Annotated in this window: 15 protein-coding genes and 2 tRNA genes; 10 read left to right on the top strand and 7 right to left on the bottom strand. The window is 58.7% G+C overall.

The window, feature by feature from the left end:
• Positions 1–108: 108 nt before the first annotated feature.
• Together IEU99_RS02780 and dnaG are read left to right on the top strand one after the other, a co-directional pair.
• Complete coding sequence (locus IEU99_RS02780) at positions 109–2,175, top strand: KAP family P-loop NTPase fold protein (protein WP_128889432.1); 2,067 nt, start codon at positions 109–111, stop codon at positions 2,173–2,175.
• 100 nt (positions 2,176–2,275) lie between these two features.
• A complete protein-coding gene (gene dnaG / locus IEU99_RS02775; protein WP_128889433.1) occupies positions 2,276–4,171 on the top strand; it encodes a DNA primase in 1,896 nt (631 codons plus the stop codon).
• A gap of 91 nt (positions 4,172–4,262) precedes the next feature.
• Here dnaG and IEU99_RS02770 read toward each other — a convergent pair whose 3' ends face one another.
• The 5 genes from IEU99_RS02770 to IEU99_RS02750 all read right to left on the bottom strand — a co-directional run bounded on the left by IEU99_RS02770 (position 4,263) and on the right by IEU99_RS02750 (position 8,204).
• A complete protein-coding gene (locus IEU99_RS02770; RefSeq protein WP_128889434.1) occupies positions 4,263–4,823 on the bottom strand; it encodes a neocarzinostatin apoprotein domain-containing protein in 561 nt (186 codons plus the stop codon).
• Positions 4,824–4,964: 141 nt separating this feature from the next.
• The gene (locus IEU99_RS02765) at positions 4,965–5,207 is read right to left on the bottom strand and encodes a hypothetical protein (RefSeq protein WP_123959828.1); all 243 of its coding nucleotides are present in this window, start codon (positions 5,205–5,207) and stop codon (positions 4,965–4,967) included.
• 118 nt (positions 5,208–5,325) lie between these two features.
• Positions 5,326–6,927 carry an MFS transporter gene (locus IEU99_RS02760; RefSeq protein ID WP_229718351.1) on the bottom strand — a complete coding sequence of 534 codons (1,602 nt, stop codon included), beginning with the start codon at positions 6,925–6,927 and terminating at the stop codon, positions 5,326–5,328.
• 98 nt (positions 6,928–7,025) lie between these two features.
• Entirely contained in the window at positions 7,026–7,838 is an 813-nt protein-coding gene (locus IEU99_RS02755; protein WP_128889436.1) for an SDR family oxidoreductase, read from the bottom strand.
• Positions 7,839–8,130: 292 nt separating this feature from the next.
• A tRNA-Ile gene (locus tag IEU99_RS02750) sits at positions 8,131–8,204 on the bottom strand.
• Between the two features lie 120 nt (positions 8,205–8,324).
• Between IEU99_RS02750 and IEU99_RS02745 the strand changes: the two genes are divergently transcribed.
• The 6 genes from IEU99_RS02745 to IEU99_RS02720 all read left to right on the top strand — a co-directional run bounded on the left by IEU99_RS02745 (position 8,325) and on the right by IEU99_RS02720 (position 14,509).
• Positions 8,325–8,397 (top strand) — tRNA-Asn (locus IEU99_RS02745).
• 130 nt (positions 8,398–8,527) lie between these two features.
• A complete protein-coding gene (locus IEU99_RS02740) occupies positions 8,528–9,586 on the top strand; it encodes a pyridoxal-phosphate dependent enzyme (RefSeq protein ID WP_128889437.1) in 1,059 nt (352 codons plus the stop codon).
• Positions 9,583–12,312: an FAD/NAD(P)-binding protein gene (locus IEU99_RS02735; RefSeq protein ID WP_128889438.1), complete on the top strand. Its 2,730-nt coding sequence runs from the start codon at positions 9,583–9,585 to the stop codon at positions 12,310–12,312. Before IEU99_RS02740 ends, IEU99_RS02735 begins: the two co-directional genes overlap by 4 nt.
• A gap of 19 nt (positions 12,313–12,331) precedes the next feature.
• Positions 12,332–13,048: a trimeric intracellular cation channel family protein gene (locus IEU99_RS02730; protein ID WP_128889439.1), complete on the top strand. Its 717-nt coding sequence runs from the start codon at positions 12,332–12,334 to the stop codon at positions 13,046–13,048.
• 67 nt (positions 13,049–13,115) lie between these two features.
• Positions 13,116–13,925: a serine hydrolase domain-containing protein gene (locus IEU99_RS02725; RefSeq protein WP_128889440.1), complete on the top strand. Its 810-nt coding sequence runs from the start codon at positions 13,116–13,118 to the stop codon at positions 13,923–13,925.
• A 266-nt stretch (positions 13,926–14,191) separates the two neighbouring features.
• A complete protein-coding gene (locus tag IEU99_RS02720; RefSeq protein ID WP_128889441.1) occupies positions 14,192–14,509 on the top strand; it encodes a hypothetical protein in 318 nt (105 codons plus the stop codon).
• 41 nt (positions 14,510–14,550) lie between these two features.
• Here the strand turns inward: IEU99_RS02720 and IEU99_RS02715 are convergent, their stop codons facing one another.
• Positions 14,551–15,348 (bottom strand): HAD-IIA family hydrolase, encoded by a 798-nt coding sequence (locus tag IEU99_RS02715; protein ID WP_128889442.1) that lies wholly within the window; start codon positions 15,346–15,348, stop codon positions 14,551–14,553.
• Complete coding sequence (locus IEU99_RS02710) at positions 15,345–15,626, bottom strand: acyl carrier protein (RefSeq protein ID WP_164931142.1); 282 nt, start codon at positions 15,624–15,626, stop codon at positions 15,345–15,347. The genes IEU99_RS02715 and IEU99_RS02710 overlap by 4 nt, the downstream gene beginning before the upstream one ends.
• Positions 15,627–15,683: 57 nt before the next feature.
• Between IEU99_RS02710 and IEU99_RS02705 the strand changes: the two genes are divergently transcribed.
• On the top strand, positions 15,684–16,643 hold the full coding sequence (locus IEU99_RS02705) for an alpha/beta fold hydrolase (RefSeq protein ID WP_128889444.1): 960 nt from the start codon (positions 15,684–15,686) through the stop codon (positions 16,641–16,643).
• A 134-nt stretch (positions 16,644–16,777) separates the two neighbouring features.
• A complete protein-coding gene (locus IEU99_RS02700) occupies positions 16,778–17,992 on the top strand; it encodes an HNH endonuclease signature motif containing protein (protein WP_128889445.1) in 1,215 nt (404 codons plus the stop codon).
• The last annotated feature ends 47 nt before the right edge of the window (positions 17,993–18,039 follow it).

Here is an 18,039-nt window from a genome sequence, read left to right as displayed (position 1 = left end):
TGTGGTGATCTACCACCATGCTCATCTAGGGGTAAAAGCCTGCGGTGATTGCCCCTCCGTTGGGCATTTGCACCATTTTCTTGAAGGGGAAGATATACGGTTTTGGGTATGGCAAGACGCTTCCACAACGAACGAGTCAATTTCGAAGCCCAAAATGACTTACCCGCGTTTGATGATGCACTGGGCTACCTCAATCAGGCCAAGGGTTTGGCGCAGTTCATCCAAACCTGCCCAACGCCTATGACCTTGGCTATTCAAGGCGGTTGGGGAAGCGGAAAATCGACCATGTTGAACCTGATTAGCAATCAGCTTGCCCAGGATAAAGTCAAGGTTGTCACGATCGAGACGTGGAAATTTGCCCACCTGGTCGATGCCTCGGATATCCCCGCAGCCTTCGTTGCCGAGGTGTACTCCAATCTTTTAGATAAGAAGTCTTCGCTTGAGCTAAAAAATAAAGCCAAAGAAATGGTTCGAGCGATCATGCCTTCGGCACGCAAAGCGGCAGGCATTGTCGGCTCGATGCTTGGTGGGGCCGTCGGAAGTGGTGCTGCGGATTCCGTGTTCACGCTGTTTGAAGGCATCGCCAACGCCAATCGGGGTGCTAGCGAGGAGGCCTTTGGCGAGGCGGCGTCGCTGCGCGCAGTGTTTGATGAAACGCTTGAAGCAGCCTTGGGCAAAGATTCTTCTCGCCGCCTCGTGGTCTTCGTGGATGACCTCGACAGGCTCCCTCCCGAGCGGGCGGTGCAGATCATGGAAGCACTCAAGCTTTTCCTTGAAACCAAACGCTGCGTCTACGTTTTGGCCATTGATTTCGAGGTGGTGCAAAAGGGCGTGAGCGTGATTTATCAGGATTCCATGACAGAGGAGAAGGCCCGGCTCTTCTTCGACAAAATCATTCAGGTGCCCTTCAATGTGCCCTCACCGGGTGAGGCCATCAGGAACCTGCTTAGCGAGATGCTCAAGCGTGATCCAAAGGAACCAGAGCAGGATCATCAAGACCTCGTCTCCGCATGCACTTGGGTTTCGATGGTGTTGCTCGATTCTAACCCCCGCGCCATTAAGAGGGTGATGAATGCGCTGAGCTTGCTTGAGTTGATCAGCATGCATGCTTCCGAGGGCAAGCCCGAGACCCTTGGAGCCTATCGGAAATACGCACTGTACTGGATGCTCGCTGTGCAGATTGCAGACTATCGCTTAGCCGATGCCTTGGTTGCAGACTTACTCAGCGCCCACTCACAGCTAGAGAAGCTCTTAAGGGAAGGCGTCGGTGAACACGAGGAACATGCAGAAGCTTCCTCGGATAGTGAGAACCAGCAGGAACTCAACCTGTGGCACCGCAGGATCGGCGGAAGCAACGTCAGCCCCTTCCAAGTCGGATCGAACTTGGAAATGGAGACGATGGGCTTAAGCTCCGATGCTTGGGAGGAAAGCCTAAAAGTGCTCAAGCAAGTGGCTCGGATGGTCAGAGCCACCTCCCTTGAAAGCGGGGCTGCATCCAAGCCAAAGCCCGATGGGGCGGAAAGCTTTGAAGATCTGCAAGCGCGCCTGCGCGATTACTTCGGCAAAAACGAAGACGAGGTTTGCTACCGAACCATCGATCACCTTGAACGTGCCTTCGAGCAAAACCCAGCACTGCAACTCTATTTCCAGCCGATCGTTGCCTCTGATCGATTCAAGTTGCGGTTCACCCCAGGAGCCATTGAGCGGCTGCGCAAGATCGAACACAACCCATTCGGCAAACTCACCGTCGTTGATCTTCGCTATACCCCGCGTGGCAAAGTGACCACCCACTTCAATCATCCAACGCTCAAGCGGGGCGCATTTTTCAAAACAAAACAGCGCAAGCAACTCGATTATAAAGAGCTCCACAGAGAACTTAGGGGCCTGTTTGACAAGGATATGCAGGAGCGCTTTGACGAGCTCAAAAGCTTTAAAGGGCTGGAGGCCGAAGAGTCCGAAGGCAACATCGCCGACGAAATCAAGGTCATCGCTACCAAAAACGCCGGCATCGGAACGGACTTCCAACTTGAAGCCATCGCCCAGGCCGAAGATGCCGCGTTAGATGCGCAATCCAACTTCATCATCGGATACTTGGACTACCTGATCCGCTTCATCCAGAACCTGGATCCGGAGTTCTCGGAACACCTTGGCCAAGAAGCAGGTGCCCTGCACTGATACCGCGCCGGGCGATGTTGGGCTGCGCCGAAAGCCCGGTAGTGGGGCAGAAGCAAAGCTCAACCTCTCGCCGTTTGCCACGCCCGCTACGATGTGAGCTATGGCCAAAGGACTGATTCCGCAAAGCGACATCCAAGCGATTCGTGAGCGCACCCCGATTGAGGAGATCGTGGGCGAATACGTGGAATTAAAGCCCGCCGGTGCCGATTCTCTGAAGGGCTTAAGTCCGTTTAAAGACGAGAAGACGCCCTCGTTTCATGTGCGCCCAGCGCACGGCTACTACCACTGCTTTTCTTCGGATAAAGGCGGTGATGTGTTCAACTTTCTCATGGAAATGGAGCACCTCACCTTCCCCGAGGCCGTGGAGGCGTGCGCGGAAAAGATCGGCTACCGCATCAATTACCAGGGTGGTTCCACCGGGGCGCGCCGCGAGGAGCCAGGTACGCGCAAGAGGCTTATCGACGCAAACCGCGCCGCCCATAAGTTCTACCGAGAACAACTCGAAACCCCGGAGGCGAAAACTGCCCGGGATTTCCTGCTCAAACGCGGTTTTTCCAAAGAGCACATCTACACCTTCGAGTGCGGTTATGCCCCAGACGGCTGGGACACCATGACCAAGCACCTGCTCAAGCAGGGGTTTAGCGTCAAAGAACTCGAAGCCGCAGGCCTTTCCACCATTGGTAGGCGAGGCCCGATCGATCGCTTCCACCGCCGGTTATTGTGGCCGATTAAAAATGTCTCCGGTGATGTGATTGGCTTCGGGGCGCGCAAGCTCTTCGATGACGACAACCTGGGCAAATATATGAACACGCCCGAAACCCTCTTATATAAGAAATCGAAGGTGCTTTTCGGCCTCGACCAAGCCAAAAAGGCCATTGCCTCAACCCATCAGGCGGTGGTGGTGGAAGGCTATACCGATGTGATGGCTATGCATGCCGCCGGAGTGAAAACTGCGGTGGCTTCCTGCGGCACTGCCTTTGGCGAGGAACACCTGCAGGTGCTGCGGCGCTATCTCCTCGATGACTCCTACTTCGTCGGATCCCTGGTCTACACCTTCGACGGTGATGAGGCGGGCCAAAAAGCAGCGATGCGCGCCTACGAGGGCGGCCAAGAATTTACCGGCCAGTCCTATGTGGCCGTGGCTCCTGAAGGGATGGATCCTTGTGATCTCCGCCTAGAAAAAGGTGACGCCGCAGTCCGTGACCTGGTGGCCAGGCGCATCCCCATGTACGAGTTCATTATCCAGGCGCTCATCGATGGTTTCGATCTCGATAGCGCCGAGGGGCGCGTGCAGGCACTCAACCGCGCGGTGCCGGTGGTGGCGGGCATCCGTGATCAAGCACTGAAATCCGAATACGCCCGCAGGCTCGCAGGCTGGGTCGGTTGGCCCGATCCTGCAGAAGTCATGCAGAAGGTGCGCCAGGAAGAACGCAGGCCGAAAAAGCCGCAGCGCCCACGCGCACAGCGCTTTGATAGCAGCCAAAACGCGCCGGCACGCAATGAGTCCATGCTGGTGTTGCCCAATCGTCGCGACCCGCGCCTGTGGCCGCAGCGCGAAGCGCTCAAGATTGCCCTTCAAGAGCCTCAAATAGCAAGCGACTACTTTGATGGTTTGCCTGAAGATGCCTTTGATAACGAGGCCTATGCTGCCGTGCGCCGCGCCATCGCAGCAGCGGGAGGTGCTGCCGAGCATCAACCAGGGCCTACCTGGATCGGTGCTGTGAATGATCACATGCACGATATTGTGGGCAAAGCCCTCATCTCTGAGCTGGCTGTTGAGGCGCTCGATGGGGATGTAGAAGAGCTCAATGCCCATGTTGATCGCACCTTGACCAGGCTGCAGGAGCAGTTGGTGGGCAATCAGATTGCGGTATTAAAAAGCCAGCTCCAGCGCATGCGCCCTTCAGAAAAACCGGAGGAGTATCGGGCGATGTTCGCAGATCTCGTGGCGTTGGAAGAAGCCCGCCGCGAGCTGATCGACAGGGTGTTTCGTTAAATCCCAAGCAGCCGCACCCGCTAGGTGCAATCGCTGAACATGCAGCAACGCCGCCCCGTGATGTTGGGGCGGCGTTGTTTTTGGTGCGTAATTAGCGAGCCTCGACAAAGACCGGAACTTCGGCGAGGGGGAAGTAGTCGTTGTCCTCGTCGGAGAAGACCTTGACCACGCAGTCGCGCTTGGTGCAGTCGATCTCTTCGCCGCTTTCAGCAACAGTCAGCGGAACAACGGCGGTGCCGGAGGGGGAGATCTCTACGTCCGCACCGTTTTTCACGTGCGGCTGTACGGCGCTATCGCCCTTTTCGCCGGTGCAGGCAGGCTGCTGGCCATCGGCGATGTTCTCGGAAGCACAGATAGCGGTGTAGTAGCCCTGGTCGGGGTTCAGGCCGGCGAGGTCAACGATGATTTCTTCGCCGTTTTTCAAGCCGGTGGTCTTGGAGGGCTTCAAGGTGACGGTGGTGACCAAGGTGGTGGGCTCGGAAGAGGTGGTCTCTTCGGCGGAGGATTCGTTGGTCTTGGTCAGCTGCACCTCGGAGGCGGTCTCAACCTTGAGGTCGGAGTCATTTTCGTTGGGAGGGGAGCAGGCGGCCAGGGCGATACCCGCGATGACGGCGGTGGCGGCGATGGCGGTTGAACGCTTCGGTTCGCGCATGAGGCTTCGGTACCTTTCGGTGAGAGTCTTATTCCAAGGATTCGTTGTTCCAGTTTACGTGAGCTAGGTGGCCTCTAAGGCCAGAATGCACCCTTTGAATGACCCGAAACGGGCAATTTGTAGCAGTTGGGTGCAGCCACGTTAATCGTGATCTGGTTCGAGCACCTGCGAGCCATCGACGGTGCGCAGATTCTTGACTTCCTTCATCCGCGGCTGTGGATCGAGCTTGTTGGCGATCGTCTTGCGCGTGACCTGCACGGCCTTCTTGGTCACCGGCGATTTCACTGCGGCATTGGTGGCCTTTTTAATCTGGTCATAGCGTTTGCGCCCGGCTTTCGTGCCAAAGACGTATCCTGCTGCGGCTCCAACCACAAATTGGATCATTGGCTCCCTTTCTTCTGCTGCTAACTGCCCACACCTTACCCAATTGCGCCGGCCGTATGCATTTTCTTGCACGTAGTGAGCTTGTCGACGCCACCTGTGCTTGCTCCACACGCCTCTTTTAGGCCTGAGCGTCCTGCTTGGCGTAGCGGCGCAGCACCAGTGCGGCCACTAACCCAAGGGCGAGGAATGCCACTGCTGCAAAGAGGCTGATCTTGGTGGCCTGGGCAAAGGAGGTGATGAGGGGATCGAGAATTTCTGGCGGCGTGTTGCTTGCCCTCATCTGAATCAGCGCGCTGCCGGCGCTTTCCTGTACGGCTTCGGTCATGGACGCTGCAGGACCTTGCACCTGAGCAAGATAATGGTTCAAGCTCACCGAAAGCACCGAGCCCATCAGTGCAGCACCCAGCGCACTACCGATTTGGCGCACCGCCGATTGGGTGGCAGAGCCCTGGCCGGAGATCTTGGCTGGGATATCGCCAAGCACCACGCTGGTTAATTGGGCAGAGGCAAGGCCAAGGCCAATGCCATAGATGATCAAGGCGACGCAGATCAGCCAAATGGGCTGGTTTCTGCCCTCTTCTGCCGCAAGCTGCAAGGTGCCGAATACTTCAAGGCCAAGGCCTAAAAGCACGGTGCCAGAAGCGCCGATGCGTGCGGCAATATGCCGAGCCATCGCACCGGAGAGGAATGCGCCAAGGGCCATGGCGGCAAGCACGAAGCCGGTGTCCATCACGCTTAATCCCATGGCGGATTGCAAGAACAATGGCAGCACAAACACCAAGCCGAATTCACCTACGGCCACCATCATGGCGGCGATATTGCCCCAGCTAAAGGTGGCGATGCTAAACATCGACACATCCAGCAACACGGGCTGCTGTGCTGCTGCGCGGCGCTTTTCCACCCACACGAATGCGCTTAAGGTAACCGCCGCGATGAGCAGCGAACAAAGGGCAATAGAGATCCCCGGTGCGCTGAGTGTGAAGGAGGCCAAGTGGACGTCGTCAAGCGGGCGAATCCAACCCAGCTTCGGGCCTTCGATCACGCCGAAGACCAAGGTGGCAAAACCGATGACGGAAAGCACAAGGCCTGGAAGGTCAAAGCCCTTGCCATCGCGATCACCTGCGGTATTGGGCACCAGGAAGATCGCGCCAAGTAGTACGAGGGCGCACAGGGGGACGTTGACTAAAAAGATCCACTTCCAACCAAAGTGCTGGGTAATAAAACCACCGGCCAATGGCCCAAGGGCAGCAGCACCCGACATCACTGCGCCCCACACGCCGAAGGCTGCGGCGCGGTCTTTGCCCCGAAAGACGGCATTGACCGTCGATAGGGTCGAAGGCAAGATGAAGGCCCCGCCAATTCCTTGAAGGGCGCGCGCACCTAAAAGCGCTGCCGTACTTCCGGCCATGCCCGCCAGCGCCGAGCCGAAACCGAATAACACTAAACCGATCACGAATGTTGTGCGGCGGCCAATGCGGTCGCCTAAGCGCCCGCAGGTCAGCAGCAGGGCGGCGAAGATGATGTTGTAGAGGCTATTGACCCACTGTGCGCTGGTGATGTCCATGTGCAACGCATCGATAATCGTGGGCAGGGAAACGCCGACGATGGTGCCGTCGAGCACGATCAGAGCGAGGCCGAAAGCAAGCACCAGCAGCATCCACCATTTATTGGGATGCTCTGGTGCTTGATGTTGGGAATCGGATTGGGTTGGAGTGTTCACTTCCTTGAGTGTTCTCCGCAGGAAGGAGCAAGTCATCACCTGATGGGTTGATTGCTCGGTACTCCACCGGATTGGCTTGGGTAAGTGTGGAGGAGGGTTTAAGCGTCGAGGTGTTTGGGATCGTGCCAAATATCGGCGCCGCGGCCTTGAGGCGTAGAACAATCGAAGCCGCCATCGACGTAGAGCACCTGCCCCGTCATGGAAGCATTGGCCTCAGAGACTAGAAATGCCAGCACTGCTGCAATGGCACTTGGTTCTGCGGCGCCATTAAGCGGTGCGGGCATAGCGCCAAAGGCCATCTCGGCGCCTTCTTTTGTGGCTAGGAGTTGCTCGGTCATCGGTGTTTTCACCACACCGGGGGCAACGGCATTAATGGCGATGCCGTGTCCGGCGAAGGCTTCGGTGATCGCCACTTGGCGCATCCAGGTCACCACGGCGCGTTTGGACGCTGAGTAGTTGCCATAGCCTGCTGCTTTGCCTGCTTGCTGAAGCTTTGCCCCATAATCCAATGCTTCTTCGCGCGTGCCATGCAGCAGTGTGTCCACCAGCTCGGCATCCGTGCGCTGCAAGCTGGCCGCAGAGGCGGTGATCGCTACTCGTGGAGAAGCCGAACGCTGCAAGAGGGGGAGCAGGGCGGTGATCGAGTCGATGGCGCCGTAATAATTGACTTCGAGGTCAAGGGGGGAAGAGGTAGAAACGCCTGCGTTGGCTACGAGCGCATCGATGGATGTGTGGTGTTGTTCCACCGCATCTACCATCGCCTTGATGGAGGCGGGATCGCGAAGGTCTGCGTCAATATCGGCTCCGTGAAGATCAACGCCAATGACCTCGTAGCCTTGTGATTGCAATAGTTCCGCACAGGTTTGACCGATTCCGGATCCGGCTCCTGTGACCAGTGCTGTTCTTGGCATGCTGCGCTCCTTAGAGGAATCAATGATGGTGGGATGAAAACCCCTGCTGATTCCAATGCTAGGCCTGCTTGCTCTTGTGGGGCGTCGAGGAAACAGGCAGTGGGGGATGCGACGTGAGCAAACAGAGTGGCAAGCCGGGTGCGCAAAGTGGTGTGGTGATAGCCGATAACGATACGAACACCCCGCCATCAGGGGCTTGCGCTGCACATAGCGCCGGGAATTTCGCCGCGATGAGCGCTGCGAATGCTGCTGAGAGCAACCCGAGATGTGGCCGATGATGGCGGGGTGGATGTGGGGCCAGCGGGGCTCGAACCCGCGACCAGCGGATTATGAGTCCGCGGCTCTAACCGACTGAGCTATAGCCCCACAGGGCATTATAGAGTGCTTCTTCTGCATTAAAGAATTGGGTATAAACAGGGTGATGAGCAGGTGATTTGCCAGAAAAAACGCGGCGCTATATAGTTCTATTCCGTTGCGCAAGCACATTCCGCCATAGCTCAGTTGGCAGAGCATTCGACTGTTAATCGAAGGGTCACTGGTTCGAGCCCAGTTGGCGGAGCAGCAAAGAACACCCCAGATTTCATCTGGGGTGTTTTTGTATTTTCTGATTGCTGCTGTGGGGCTGCAGCGCCTCAGAGCATCACCAATTACTTATATGTTTTTCTTGTGTAGGACTACACTTAAAAGCCATGTGCCAACCTGCACCACAATCACCATCCATCCACGCTCCAGCGCCTTTGAACTCCTTCAACGAAGCCATCGGCGCAACCCCCTTGCTGCGCTGCTCGCGTTTAGAGCGCAGCATCTTTGCTGGCCTCGCGCCAGGTGTGCGGGTGTGGGCAAAACTCGAACAATACAATGCCGGGGGATCGGCCAAAGATCGCACAGCCTATGCGCTGGTAGAAGAAGCCCTCGACCAAGGCGTGATCGATCCCAGCAAGCCCGTCACGCTTGTAGAATCCAGCTCCGGCAACCTCGGCATGGCACTTGCACGCCAGGCCATGCTGCGCGGTTGGGAGTTTCGTTGTGTTGTAGACCAGCGCACCAACGCCGCCACCGTCGCATCCATGCGGGCCCTCGGCGCCAAGGTGGAATTGGTCAAAGAACCTGATCCAGATACCGGCGACTGGCTTGCGGCGCGCCGAAAAAAGGTTGCTGAGCTCCTTGAGCAATTGCCGGGATCAATCAACCTCGATCAATACTCCAACCAGGCCGCCTTCCGTGCGCATGCCCGCACCATGGCAGAAATCGAAGCACAAGTAGGCCGCGCACCCGATTGGCTCTTCGTGGCAATGAGCACCACCGGCACCATCGGCGGGTGCCTGCGACACATCGAAGCCAGTGCTGCTTCAACGCGAGCAGTTGGTGTGGATGCCGAAGGCTCAGTGTTATTTGGTGGCGTGCGCGCCAACCGATTATTGCCGGGCTACGGCGCTGGGGTAGTGCCGGAACTTTCTGCCCATGTGCGCCCCTTTGCGGTAGCACGCATCGTCGATATCGATGCCGTGGTGGCAGCGCGCGTGCTTGCTCGCACCGAAGGGCTCATTCCCGGAGCATCCGGTGGCGCGGTGCTCGCCGCGGCCATGCGCTACGCGAGGCAATTCCAACAAGACCAAGACGTCGTGCTGCTCTTGCACGATGCTGGCTCAAACTACATGGACACCATCTACAACGACGCATGGGTTCAAGAACATCTGCATACCTCCCCAGCCGAGGTTGAAGCCCGAATCCAGGAGGCACTGGCATGAAACTAGCCATCATTGGCGGCGGCCCGCGCGCCCTTTTCGCCCTAGAAGAACTGGCCCAGGTGGTAGCTGAGACCAACCTCAACGCCACCATCGAGGTCACCGTCTTTGAACCCGGCACCCCCGGTGCAGGTTGGGTGTACCGCGAAGAGCAATCCGCCCACTGGCGACTCAACGCCCCTTCCTCCATTGTGCGCACCACCCTTGGCAACGCCGCCGAGTACCTCGACACTCAGGAGGCATTCCCGCCGCGTCGAAAAGTTGGCCAATTCCTCGCCGCCTCCTTCGAGCATCTCCTTGCCAATCTGCCCCCACAATTGCGCGTGCGCCACAGCAAACAGCAGGTTGGCACGATTGTGCGCGGCGAGCAATGGCGCATCGAAGAAGAGCTTTTCGACGAAGTCCTGCTCACCACCGGCCATCAACATCATTGGGCCGGCGAACTACGCCACGCACTGCACCCATACTTCGACTCACTCGACAGCATCCCCGCCGATCAGCCGGTGCACGTGCGCGGCGCGGCGCTGACCTTTATCGATGTCTGCCTGGAATTAAGCGAAGGCCGCGGCGGCCGCTTTGAAGGCGAAGGCCTCCTTGCATACCACCCTTCAGGAAAAGAGCCCTCCGCCATCATCCCCATGAGCCGCTCCGGGCGTTTCATGGAGGTAAAACCCGCACCCGATAGCGCGCTTGCCACACAGGTGCTGCCAGATCAGGAATTTCTTGAAGGGGAGATTGCTGCTGCACGCGATATCGACACCATCAAAGCGATCCTTCGCCGCGCCGCAGCCAGCCTGCTTGCACACCCAGATGACGCCGCCATCGACGCAGTACTTGAAGGCCGTGATGATCACGGCGATGCAGTAGAGGCTTTGCGAGCCTCCTGCCAGGTAGCGCTCGGCTTGAAGGAACCCTCGCCGGCCTGGGCCGTGGGGCATGCCTGGCGCACGCTCTACGCCGCACTGATTGCCAGGGTGAGCTACTCCAAGCCCATCGAGGGCTTTGATGAGTTGGCGCGCACCTTGGAGCGGGTGGCGTTTGGGCCGCCGCCAATTACTGCCACGCGCGTGCTGGCACTGTGCGATGCCGGGATCGTGCGTGCCCCGGAGCGTCAAACTTGTGATGAGGCCGATATTGATGCGGTAATTGCACCTCCTGGGGTGCATCCTGATTCGCTGGTGTCGCAGCTTATAAGCCACGATGTGCTTGGTGTGGATGAGCAGACCAAGCAATTGCAATTAGGGCGCGCCGGCCAGTCGCTGCTTGATCCAACGGTGGCAGTCATCGGCCGCGATGCCGCCTCTGTGGTGCTTGGTCACGACACCTTGAATCGTGATCTGCACCCTGAGATTCGCAATTGGGCGCAGGCGGTGGCGGGCAGGGCCTTTGAGCGAAATATGCACGCCACTGTGCCACTCGAAGCCCGGCTTGAGCCCTGGATGCTGAGCTTGCTTTCCGCACCCCAGAAGGTCCAAGAGATCGTCGATACCTACGACTCACCCACCAATGTGGTCTGCCCCGATGTGCTTGAGCGCAATGCCGCCGAGCTCGTCCACGCAGGCAAGGACCACGGCGTGGATGTTCGTGTGTTTTTCGCCCGCAAAGCCAATAAGGCACTGGCCTTTGTCGACGCAGCCCGCGATAACGGCCATGGTGTGGACGTAGCCAGCGAACGCGAATTATCCCAGGTGCTCGCCCGAGGTGTGCCAGGGGAGCGCATCATCTTATCGGCCGCAGTCAAACCCGACCGGCTCCTGCGCCTGGCCATCGACAATAACGTGTGTATCTCTGCCGATTCGCGCGAAGAAGCAAGGCGGATTGAAGCACTGGCCAACAATGCCCCCGTGCGCATCGCACCACGCATCGCCCCCGAACCTGATGTGCTCATGCCCACCCGCTTCGGCGAGCGCGCCTCATTGTGGATCGAAGAAATGCAGCGCGGCTTTGCCTCCAACGTGCGCATCGCCGGGGTGCACCTGCACCTGCATGGCTATGCGGAGGCAGACCGCAGAAAAGCACTTTCCTACGCCTTCCAAGTCATTGACGCCGCGCCCGGACAGCCGGAATTTATCGACATCGGCGGTGGCATCCCCATGAGCTATTTGGATCACCCTGAACAGTGGCGCGAACTGCGCGAACGTCTGGGCACACCCGATTTCACCTGGAAACATGACCCGCTGGCTAACGTCTATCCCTTCTTCCAACGTCCGGTGCGCGGCCAGTGGCTCTGGGAGCTTCTCGACGCCGATGTCCCCGGCTATGGGCGCACCGCTGAAGCTTTCCGCTCGCGTGGCTTGCGCCTGCATGCCGAGCCCGGCCGCAGCCTGCTCGATGGCGGCGGAGTGATTCTGGCCAAGGTGGCCTTCATTAAACAGCGCAGCGATGGCCTGGATTTGGTGGGCCTAGAGATGAACCGCACCCAGTGCCGCACCACCAGCGATGATATTTTGCTCGACCCCATCCTGGTGCCCTGTGCACGAACGCGGGCCAATATCGGCCTCGAAGCCTTTTTGGTGGGCGCGTACTGCATTGAGGATGAGGTGATTGTGCGCAGGAAGATGCGCTTTGAACACGGCGTGAGCGTCGGCGATGTGATAGCGATTCCCAATACCGCCGGGTATTTCATGCACATCCTCGAAAGCGCTTCCCACCAGATTCCTTTGGCCATGAATGTGGTCTACGACCCGGGTACTGAAGAGGTCCGCCTCGATGCCATTGATGCCCAATAGGTGAGCTAAGCTACGCGGAATGCACAATGTAGATCCCCACGTGCTCACGCTGTATGAGACGCTCGACCTTATCGGCGTGGTGCTCAATGGCATTATCGGCGGAACCATCGCACGTCAGCGCGATTTCGACCTGGTGGGATTTATCTTCCTTGCCCTGTTCTCCGCCCTCGGTGGCGGCATGCTCAGGGACGTGCTGATGGATCGCGGTACCGCTGCTGCCATTGCGAATTCCAATTACTTAATGCTGGCCATCGTCGGCGCCATCTTGGCGCTTTTGTTCCATTTCGACGGCAAGCGCTGGGAGCTGTTTAAGGTCCATGCCGATGCAGTGATCCTGGGCGTGTGGGCTGTCACTGGTGCGGTCAAAGCCTTGACCTTTTCCATGCCGCTGACATCGGCGGTGCTGCTCGGTGTGCTGACTGCCGTTGGTGGTGGGATGATCCGCGACGTTGTCACAGGCCAAGTGCCCAGCATCTTCGGTGGCGGGCCGCTGTATGCGGTGCCGGCGCTGGTGGCTGCTGTCACCATGGTGGTGTTTGCGCAGTTCGATTTGATCACCCTTGGTATGTTGCTTGCGGCCACGGCAGGGGCAGGGCTTGCCATTTTGGCCTATTGGAAGCATTGGATTTTGTTCCGCCCTTCGGATCTTCAGAAAATTTCGATGACGCCGCGCCAACTCAACGCCCTAATTAAGCGCTCTGAGCGCAAGGGCTACCGCGAAGGCCGCGACGCTTAAGCCGGCGGGCGCGTTGCCCGTCACTGGTGGCTGTGCGGATCTCGCCCGGCGCCTAGACTGGCAAGCTATGAGCCTGCTTGCACCCTTTGAAGCCTTTCCTGTTGAGCATCTTGCTGCCGGCGTGATCACTGAAGGTGAGGAATACACCCTCGGTGATACAGACCGGGAATTTGAATTAGCCAGCGTGACCAAATTATTGGCCACCTATGGCTTCTTGCTGGCCTGTGAAGAAGAAGTCTTCACCCTCGATAGCCCCTGTGGGCCTGCCACCGTGAGGCACTTGCTTGCGCATGCATCCGGGGTGGGATTCCGTAGCGATGATGCCACCCGCCCTGCAGAGCAGCGCCGCGTGTATTCCTCCTATGGCTTTGAGCTGCTAGCGCAGCAACTTGAGCAGGAAACGCACATGACCTTCGCTGAGTACCTCCATGAGGCGGTGCTTGTGCCCTTGGGTATGGATGCAACGGTGTTGTGGGGTTCGCCCGGCCACGAGGCGCGCTCCACCCTTGGCGATATGCTGCGCTTTGCCCATGAGCTGATCGATCCGCAGCTTTTGCACCCAAGCACCTTGGAGCAGGCCTTTGAGGTGCAATTTCCCACACTCGATGGGGTAGTGCCTGGCTATGGCATGCAAAAGCCCTGCCCCTGGGGTTTGGGTTTTGAAATCAAGGGCGAAAAATCTCCGCACTGGACGGGAGTGGAGATGCCGGAGGATACGGTTGGCCACTTCGGGCAATCGGGGACGTTTTTGTGGCTGGCGCCGAAGCAGCGCCGAGCGGCGGTGATGCTAAGCGATCGCGACTTCGGCGCTTGGGCTAAGCCGCTGTGGCAAGAAACCAACGATGTTCTTTGGCGGTCCCTGCAGCAAGGCAAGTAACGTCACCGGGTTGAAGCTAAAAGCCCGGTTTCGAGCTCAACTTTAACTTGAGTAAATGGGGGTGTGAAGTGTGCGTTGAGGGTTGTTGGTGGGGGTGAAGTTGCGTGAGAATCGTCGTGCATATCCAAGGTGCACGAGTGATCGTTGGGGAAGACGAACTCTCGTCTTCTCACCGTCATATCCTCAAAAACCAGCTACGCCCACACAGGCTGCCAGGCTGATGGATGTGAAGGTGAGCCGCGCATACCTTTGGAGTACTACGAGCAGTGCACACCCAACAGCAGGTCGCGATTTTGCATATCGACGCCCTCCCATCCAGCCTGCGCCCAGCAGTCGAGACTCATCTGGCACGCACGCTGCAAAGCGAAGCGATGCCGGCCCCACTGGGCACTGACCCCTTAGCGGCCACGTGGTGTACCCGCTGGGAACGCGCCGGGCATCGCCTGGTGCGATGCCGCCAGGTGCTCAACGGCCTACGCAGCGAGCTTGAGGCGCTCGAAGCATGCCTGGCGGCAACCCTGCCGCCCACGGCCACCTTCAAGATCGAGCGCCTGAGCTGCCTAGAGCCCTGCCCTGTGTACTAAGGCGTGCACGCGGATGTGAGGCGGCGGCGATCAGGGGGCGACTAGTCCTGATAGGCACCATCGCCGAAGGGATCTAGGATCGAATCGGCAAGCTCAGCCACCGAATCAACCACCTTGGTTGGCCTGAAGGGGTAGCGCTCAATTTCACGATCATCAGAGATGCCCGAACGCACCAGCACCGTGCGCATACCGGCCTCCAAACCGCACCTGACGTCGGTGTCCATGCGGTCGCCGATCATCACGGTCTGCTCAGAGTGCGCCCCAATGTGATTCAGCGCGGAACGCATCATCACGGGATTCGGCTTGCCGATGTAATAGGGCTTTTGGCCAGTAGCCGCGGTAATCAGCGCAGCAACCGAACCCGTCGCGGGCAGCACACCCTGCGGGGCAGGACCCGTCACATCGGGATTGGTGCCAATGAAACGAGCGCCATCAAGGATCAAGTTAATGGCCGTGGTAATCGCCTCAAAAGAGTAAGTGCGCGTCTCGCCGAGCACCACAAAATCGGGGTTGGAGTCAGTCAGAATCCAGCCCTCACGATGCAGCTCAGTGGTCAAACCAGGCTCACCAACCACATAAGCGGTGCCCTGCTTGCCCTGCTTGGTCAGGAAATCAACGGTGGCCTTCGCGGAAGTCCAAATGCGCTCCGGCGGAATGTCCAAACCCGTGCGATGCAAACGCGCCGAAAGATCGCGCTGGGTGTGAATGGAGTTGTTCGTCAGCACCATGTAATTGATGTCATTATCCTGCAGCCCCTTCAGGAATTTATCCGCACCGGGGATCATGTCCCCTTCCTTAATGAGGACCCCATCCATATCGGTGAGATAGGAAATACTCATGCCTTATCCTTCCTTAGCTTTTCGACGTCCCGCGCCACCGAGCCCAATGTGTCCCACTGGCAAGCCCGCTGCGCACCAACGCGCACACCGAACTCTTGCTCAATACGCACAACAAGCGCAATGAGTCCCAGAGAGTCCACGCCAAGCCCCTTCAAGGAATCTTCGGCATCCGCATCGGCGGCGTCGACAAGCTTGGCGACGCGCTCGAGCGTACTCAGCTCAGTGTCCTCCGACTGCTCCTGGGCAAGCGCCGCGAGCTGTTCTTGAAGTGTGGCCATACACAACCTCCCTGGGTGATAACAATAGAAACAATACGCAGCGCTAGGATTTTTGGCATGTTCCTGCACGGATCCCACAACGCACAGCGCCATCACGCCCTCCGACACGCCCAACGCGACACGATCCGGCGCAACAATTTCTTCCACGAACACCGCGAACACGAGGGCATCCACTACTACCTCGACGGCCCCGAAGACGCAGAGATCACCATCGTCTACATCCACGGCTTCACCCTCGCCGCGAAATCCTGGCACCTGCAAGTCGCCCACATCGGCGACCGCGCACGGCACCTCCTCATCGACCTGCGTGGCCACGGCGAAACCGGCGAATACCCAATCGAAGACTGCAACATCGACGGCGCCGCCGACGACGTCGCCAAGATTTACCAACACGTGGGCATCCAAGGCGAAACCATCATCATCGGCCACAGCCTCGGCGGCATGGTCGCCCTCAACCTCCTACGCCGCTTCAAGAAAATCCGCCAAAACACCCGCAACTGCATCCTCGTTGCCACCGCCGTCGAATCCTTCGCCAGCCAAGGCTTCCCCCAAGTCCTCGCGCTGCCCATCGTCGACAACATCCGCAACGCCGTCGAACTAGCCCCAAAACAAGTCCAAGCCTTCCGCGAAGACATCGCAGCACTCATCGCGCCCACCCTCGCAGCCACCGTCTTCGTCCACCCCACACCCGACAGCGTGATCAACTTTCACGCCCAAATGATCAACGACACCCCACTCAACACACTCGTCGGCTTCCTCGACGACCTCCAACACCACGCCGAAACCGAAGCCAAAACAGCACTCGACAACCTGCCGGGGTTGGTGATTGTGGGGGAGAAGGACTTGGTGACGCCGCTGAGCCAAGCCGAGAAAATCCAGCACATGTGGCCCACCTCCTCCCTTCAGGAAATTCCGGACGCCGGGCACATGATCATCCTTGAACAACCCTGGATCATCAATAAGGCACTCGACCACGCCCTGGCGCAAACACGAGCCAGCAATAGTGCATTGCGCTAGACGCGGCAACTGCACAGCGAAAATAGTCAAAGCTGTGGAAACTTCCGTTGCCTCAGGCACCACCATCCACAGCTTCAGGAGGCACTCACGCGGTCCACTGTGACACCGCGGGCCGGCTGCTTAGTGTGCGAAGCATGGACCTTGAACAGGCGCTTCGCTACCTCGCAAAAACCGGCATGCCGCTGGTCGACTTGGTGTACGAGCGCATCAATAATCGCGAATCTCGCAAAACCATCGGCCAGGACTACGGCATTCCGGCACGCCGCATCGGCCAGATCCACCGCGTCGCCCGCGATCTTTTTGAAGGGGAAGGCGAACAACTCGCCAACCGACAAGCATGCGCCCAAATCGCCCGCGAGGCGCAAATGAGCATCGACACGCTCATCACCATGAATAAGACCGTCAACCGCGTCAACGACGATGCGGCCCGTGAACCCTTGCGCAAGGAGCTCTTTGAGTACGCGGTAGGCAAATCCTTTGAAGAGGTGGAGGCGCACGCCAAACTCCGCCTTCAGGAAATTAATGAGCGCCACCCACGCACTGCCCATGAGCAACGCTGGCTTCGCATCTCGGGCAACCCGGATACCAATGGCATGCGTTTCATGTTGGCGCGCCTGAGCGATTCGGACGCCATGGCGCTGGCCAATGCGCTCGACCAAACCGCGCGCGAGCTGCAGCGAGAAGATGCAGGGCTGTCGCGTCAGCAGGCTATGGCGGATGCCCTCGTGGCGCGTGTGATGGGCGGGCAGGGGGCGTCGAAAAGCTCGGTGTTTCGAGAGCCTGTGCTGCTGGTGCCGTCGGATGGGTGCACGTATATGGGCAATGGGCTGCTGGCGACCAGCGATGGGGCGATTGTGCCGGCGCGCGAGCACATGGATTCGCTGCTTTCCGAATTCGGCTACGCCACGATGTGGGCCCCAAATCTTGAAGGGGAGATGCAGCACGTGGATCTCTGGCGCACCCGGCGCACAGCCAACGACAAACAACGCATGATGATGGTCATCGACCAGCTCATCTGCGCCGACCCCGAATGCACCCACACCGCGATCACCAGCGAAGCCCACCACATCAAAGCGTGGAAACACGGCGGCGACACCAACGTCAGCAACATGGTCATCGCCTGCCGCCCGCACCACGCCCGCAACGACGACGACCGCGACCAAGCCATCTACGGCCACCTCACCCGCGACCCCGTCACAGGCCAGGCCTGCCGCCAGCTTGTCGACGAGCACCGGAGTCGAAGATACAACCAATTCCCCCTCGCCCAATACAACGGAAGGAACTGGGTACTCAACCACGAACTGCACACCAACAACCTCTTCAAGCTTCAGGAGCCACCCCCGCCCTAGGCGAAGCGCAGAAAAAAACCCGCCCAGAGGGATCCTCTGAGCGGGCA

Source organism: Corynebacterium pelargi (assembly GCF_014635485.1).
Lineage (GTDB): Bacteria > Actinomycetota > Actinomycetes > Mycobacteriales > Mycobacteriaceae > Corynebacterium > Corynebacterium pelargi.
The sequence above is the reverse complement of the archived record's forward strand: the minus strand, read 5'-3'. Positions and strand labels throughout refer to the sequence as shown.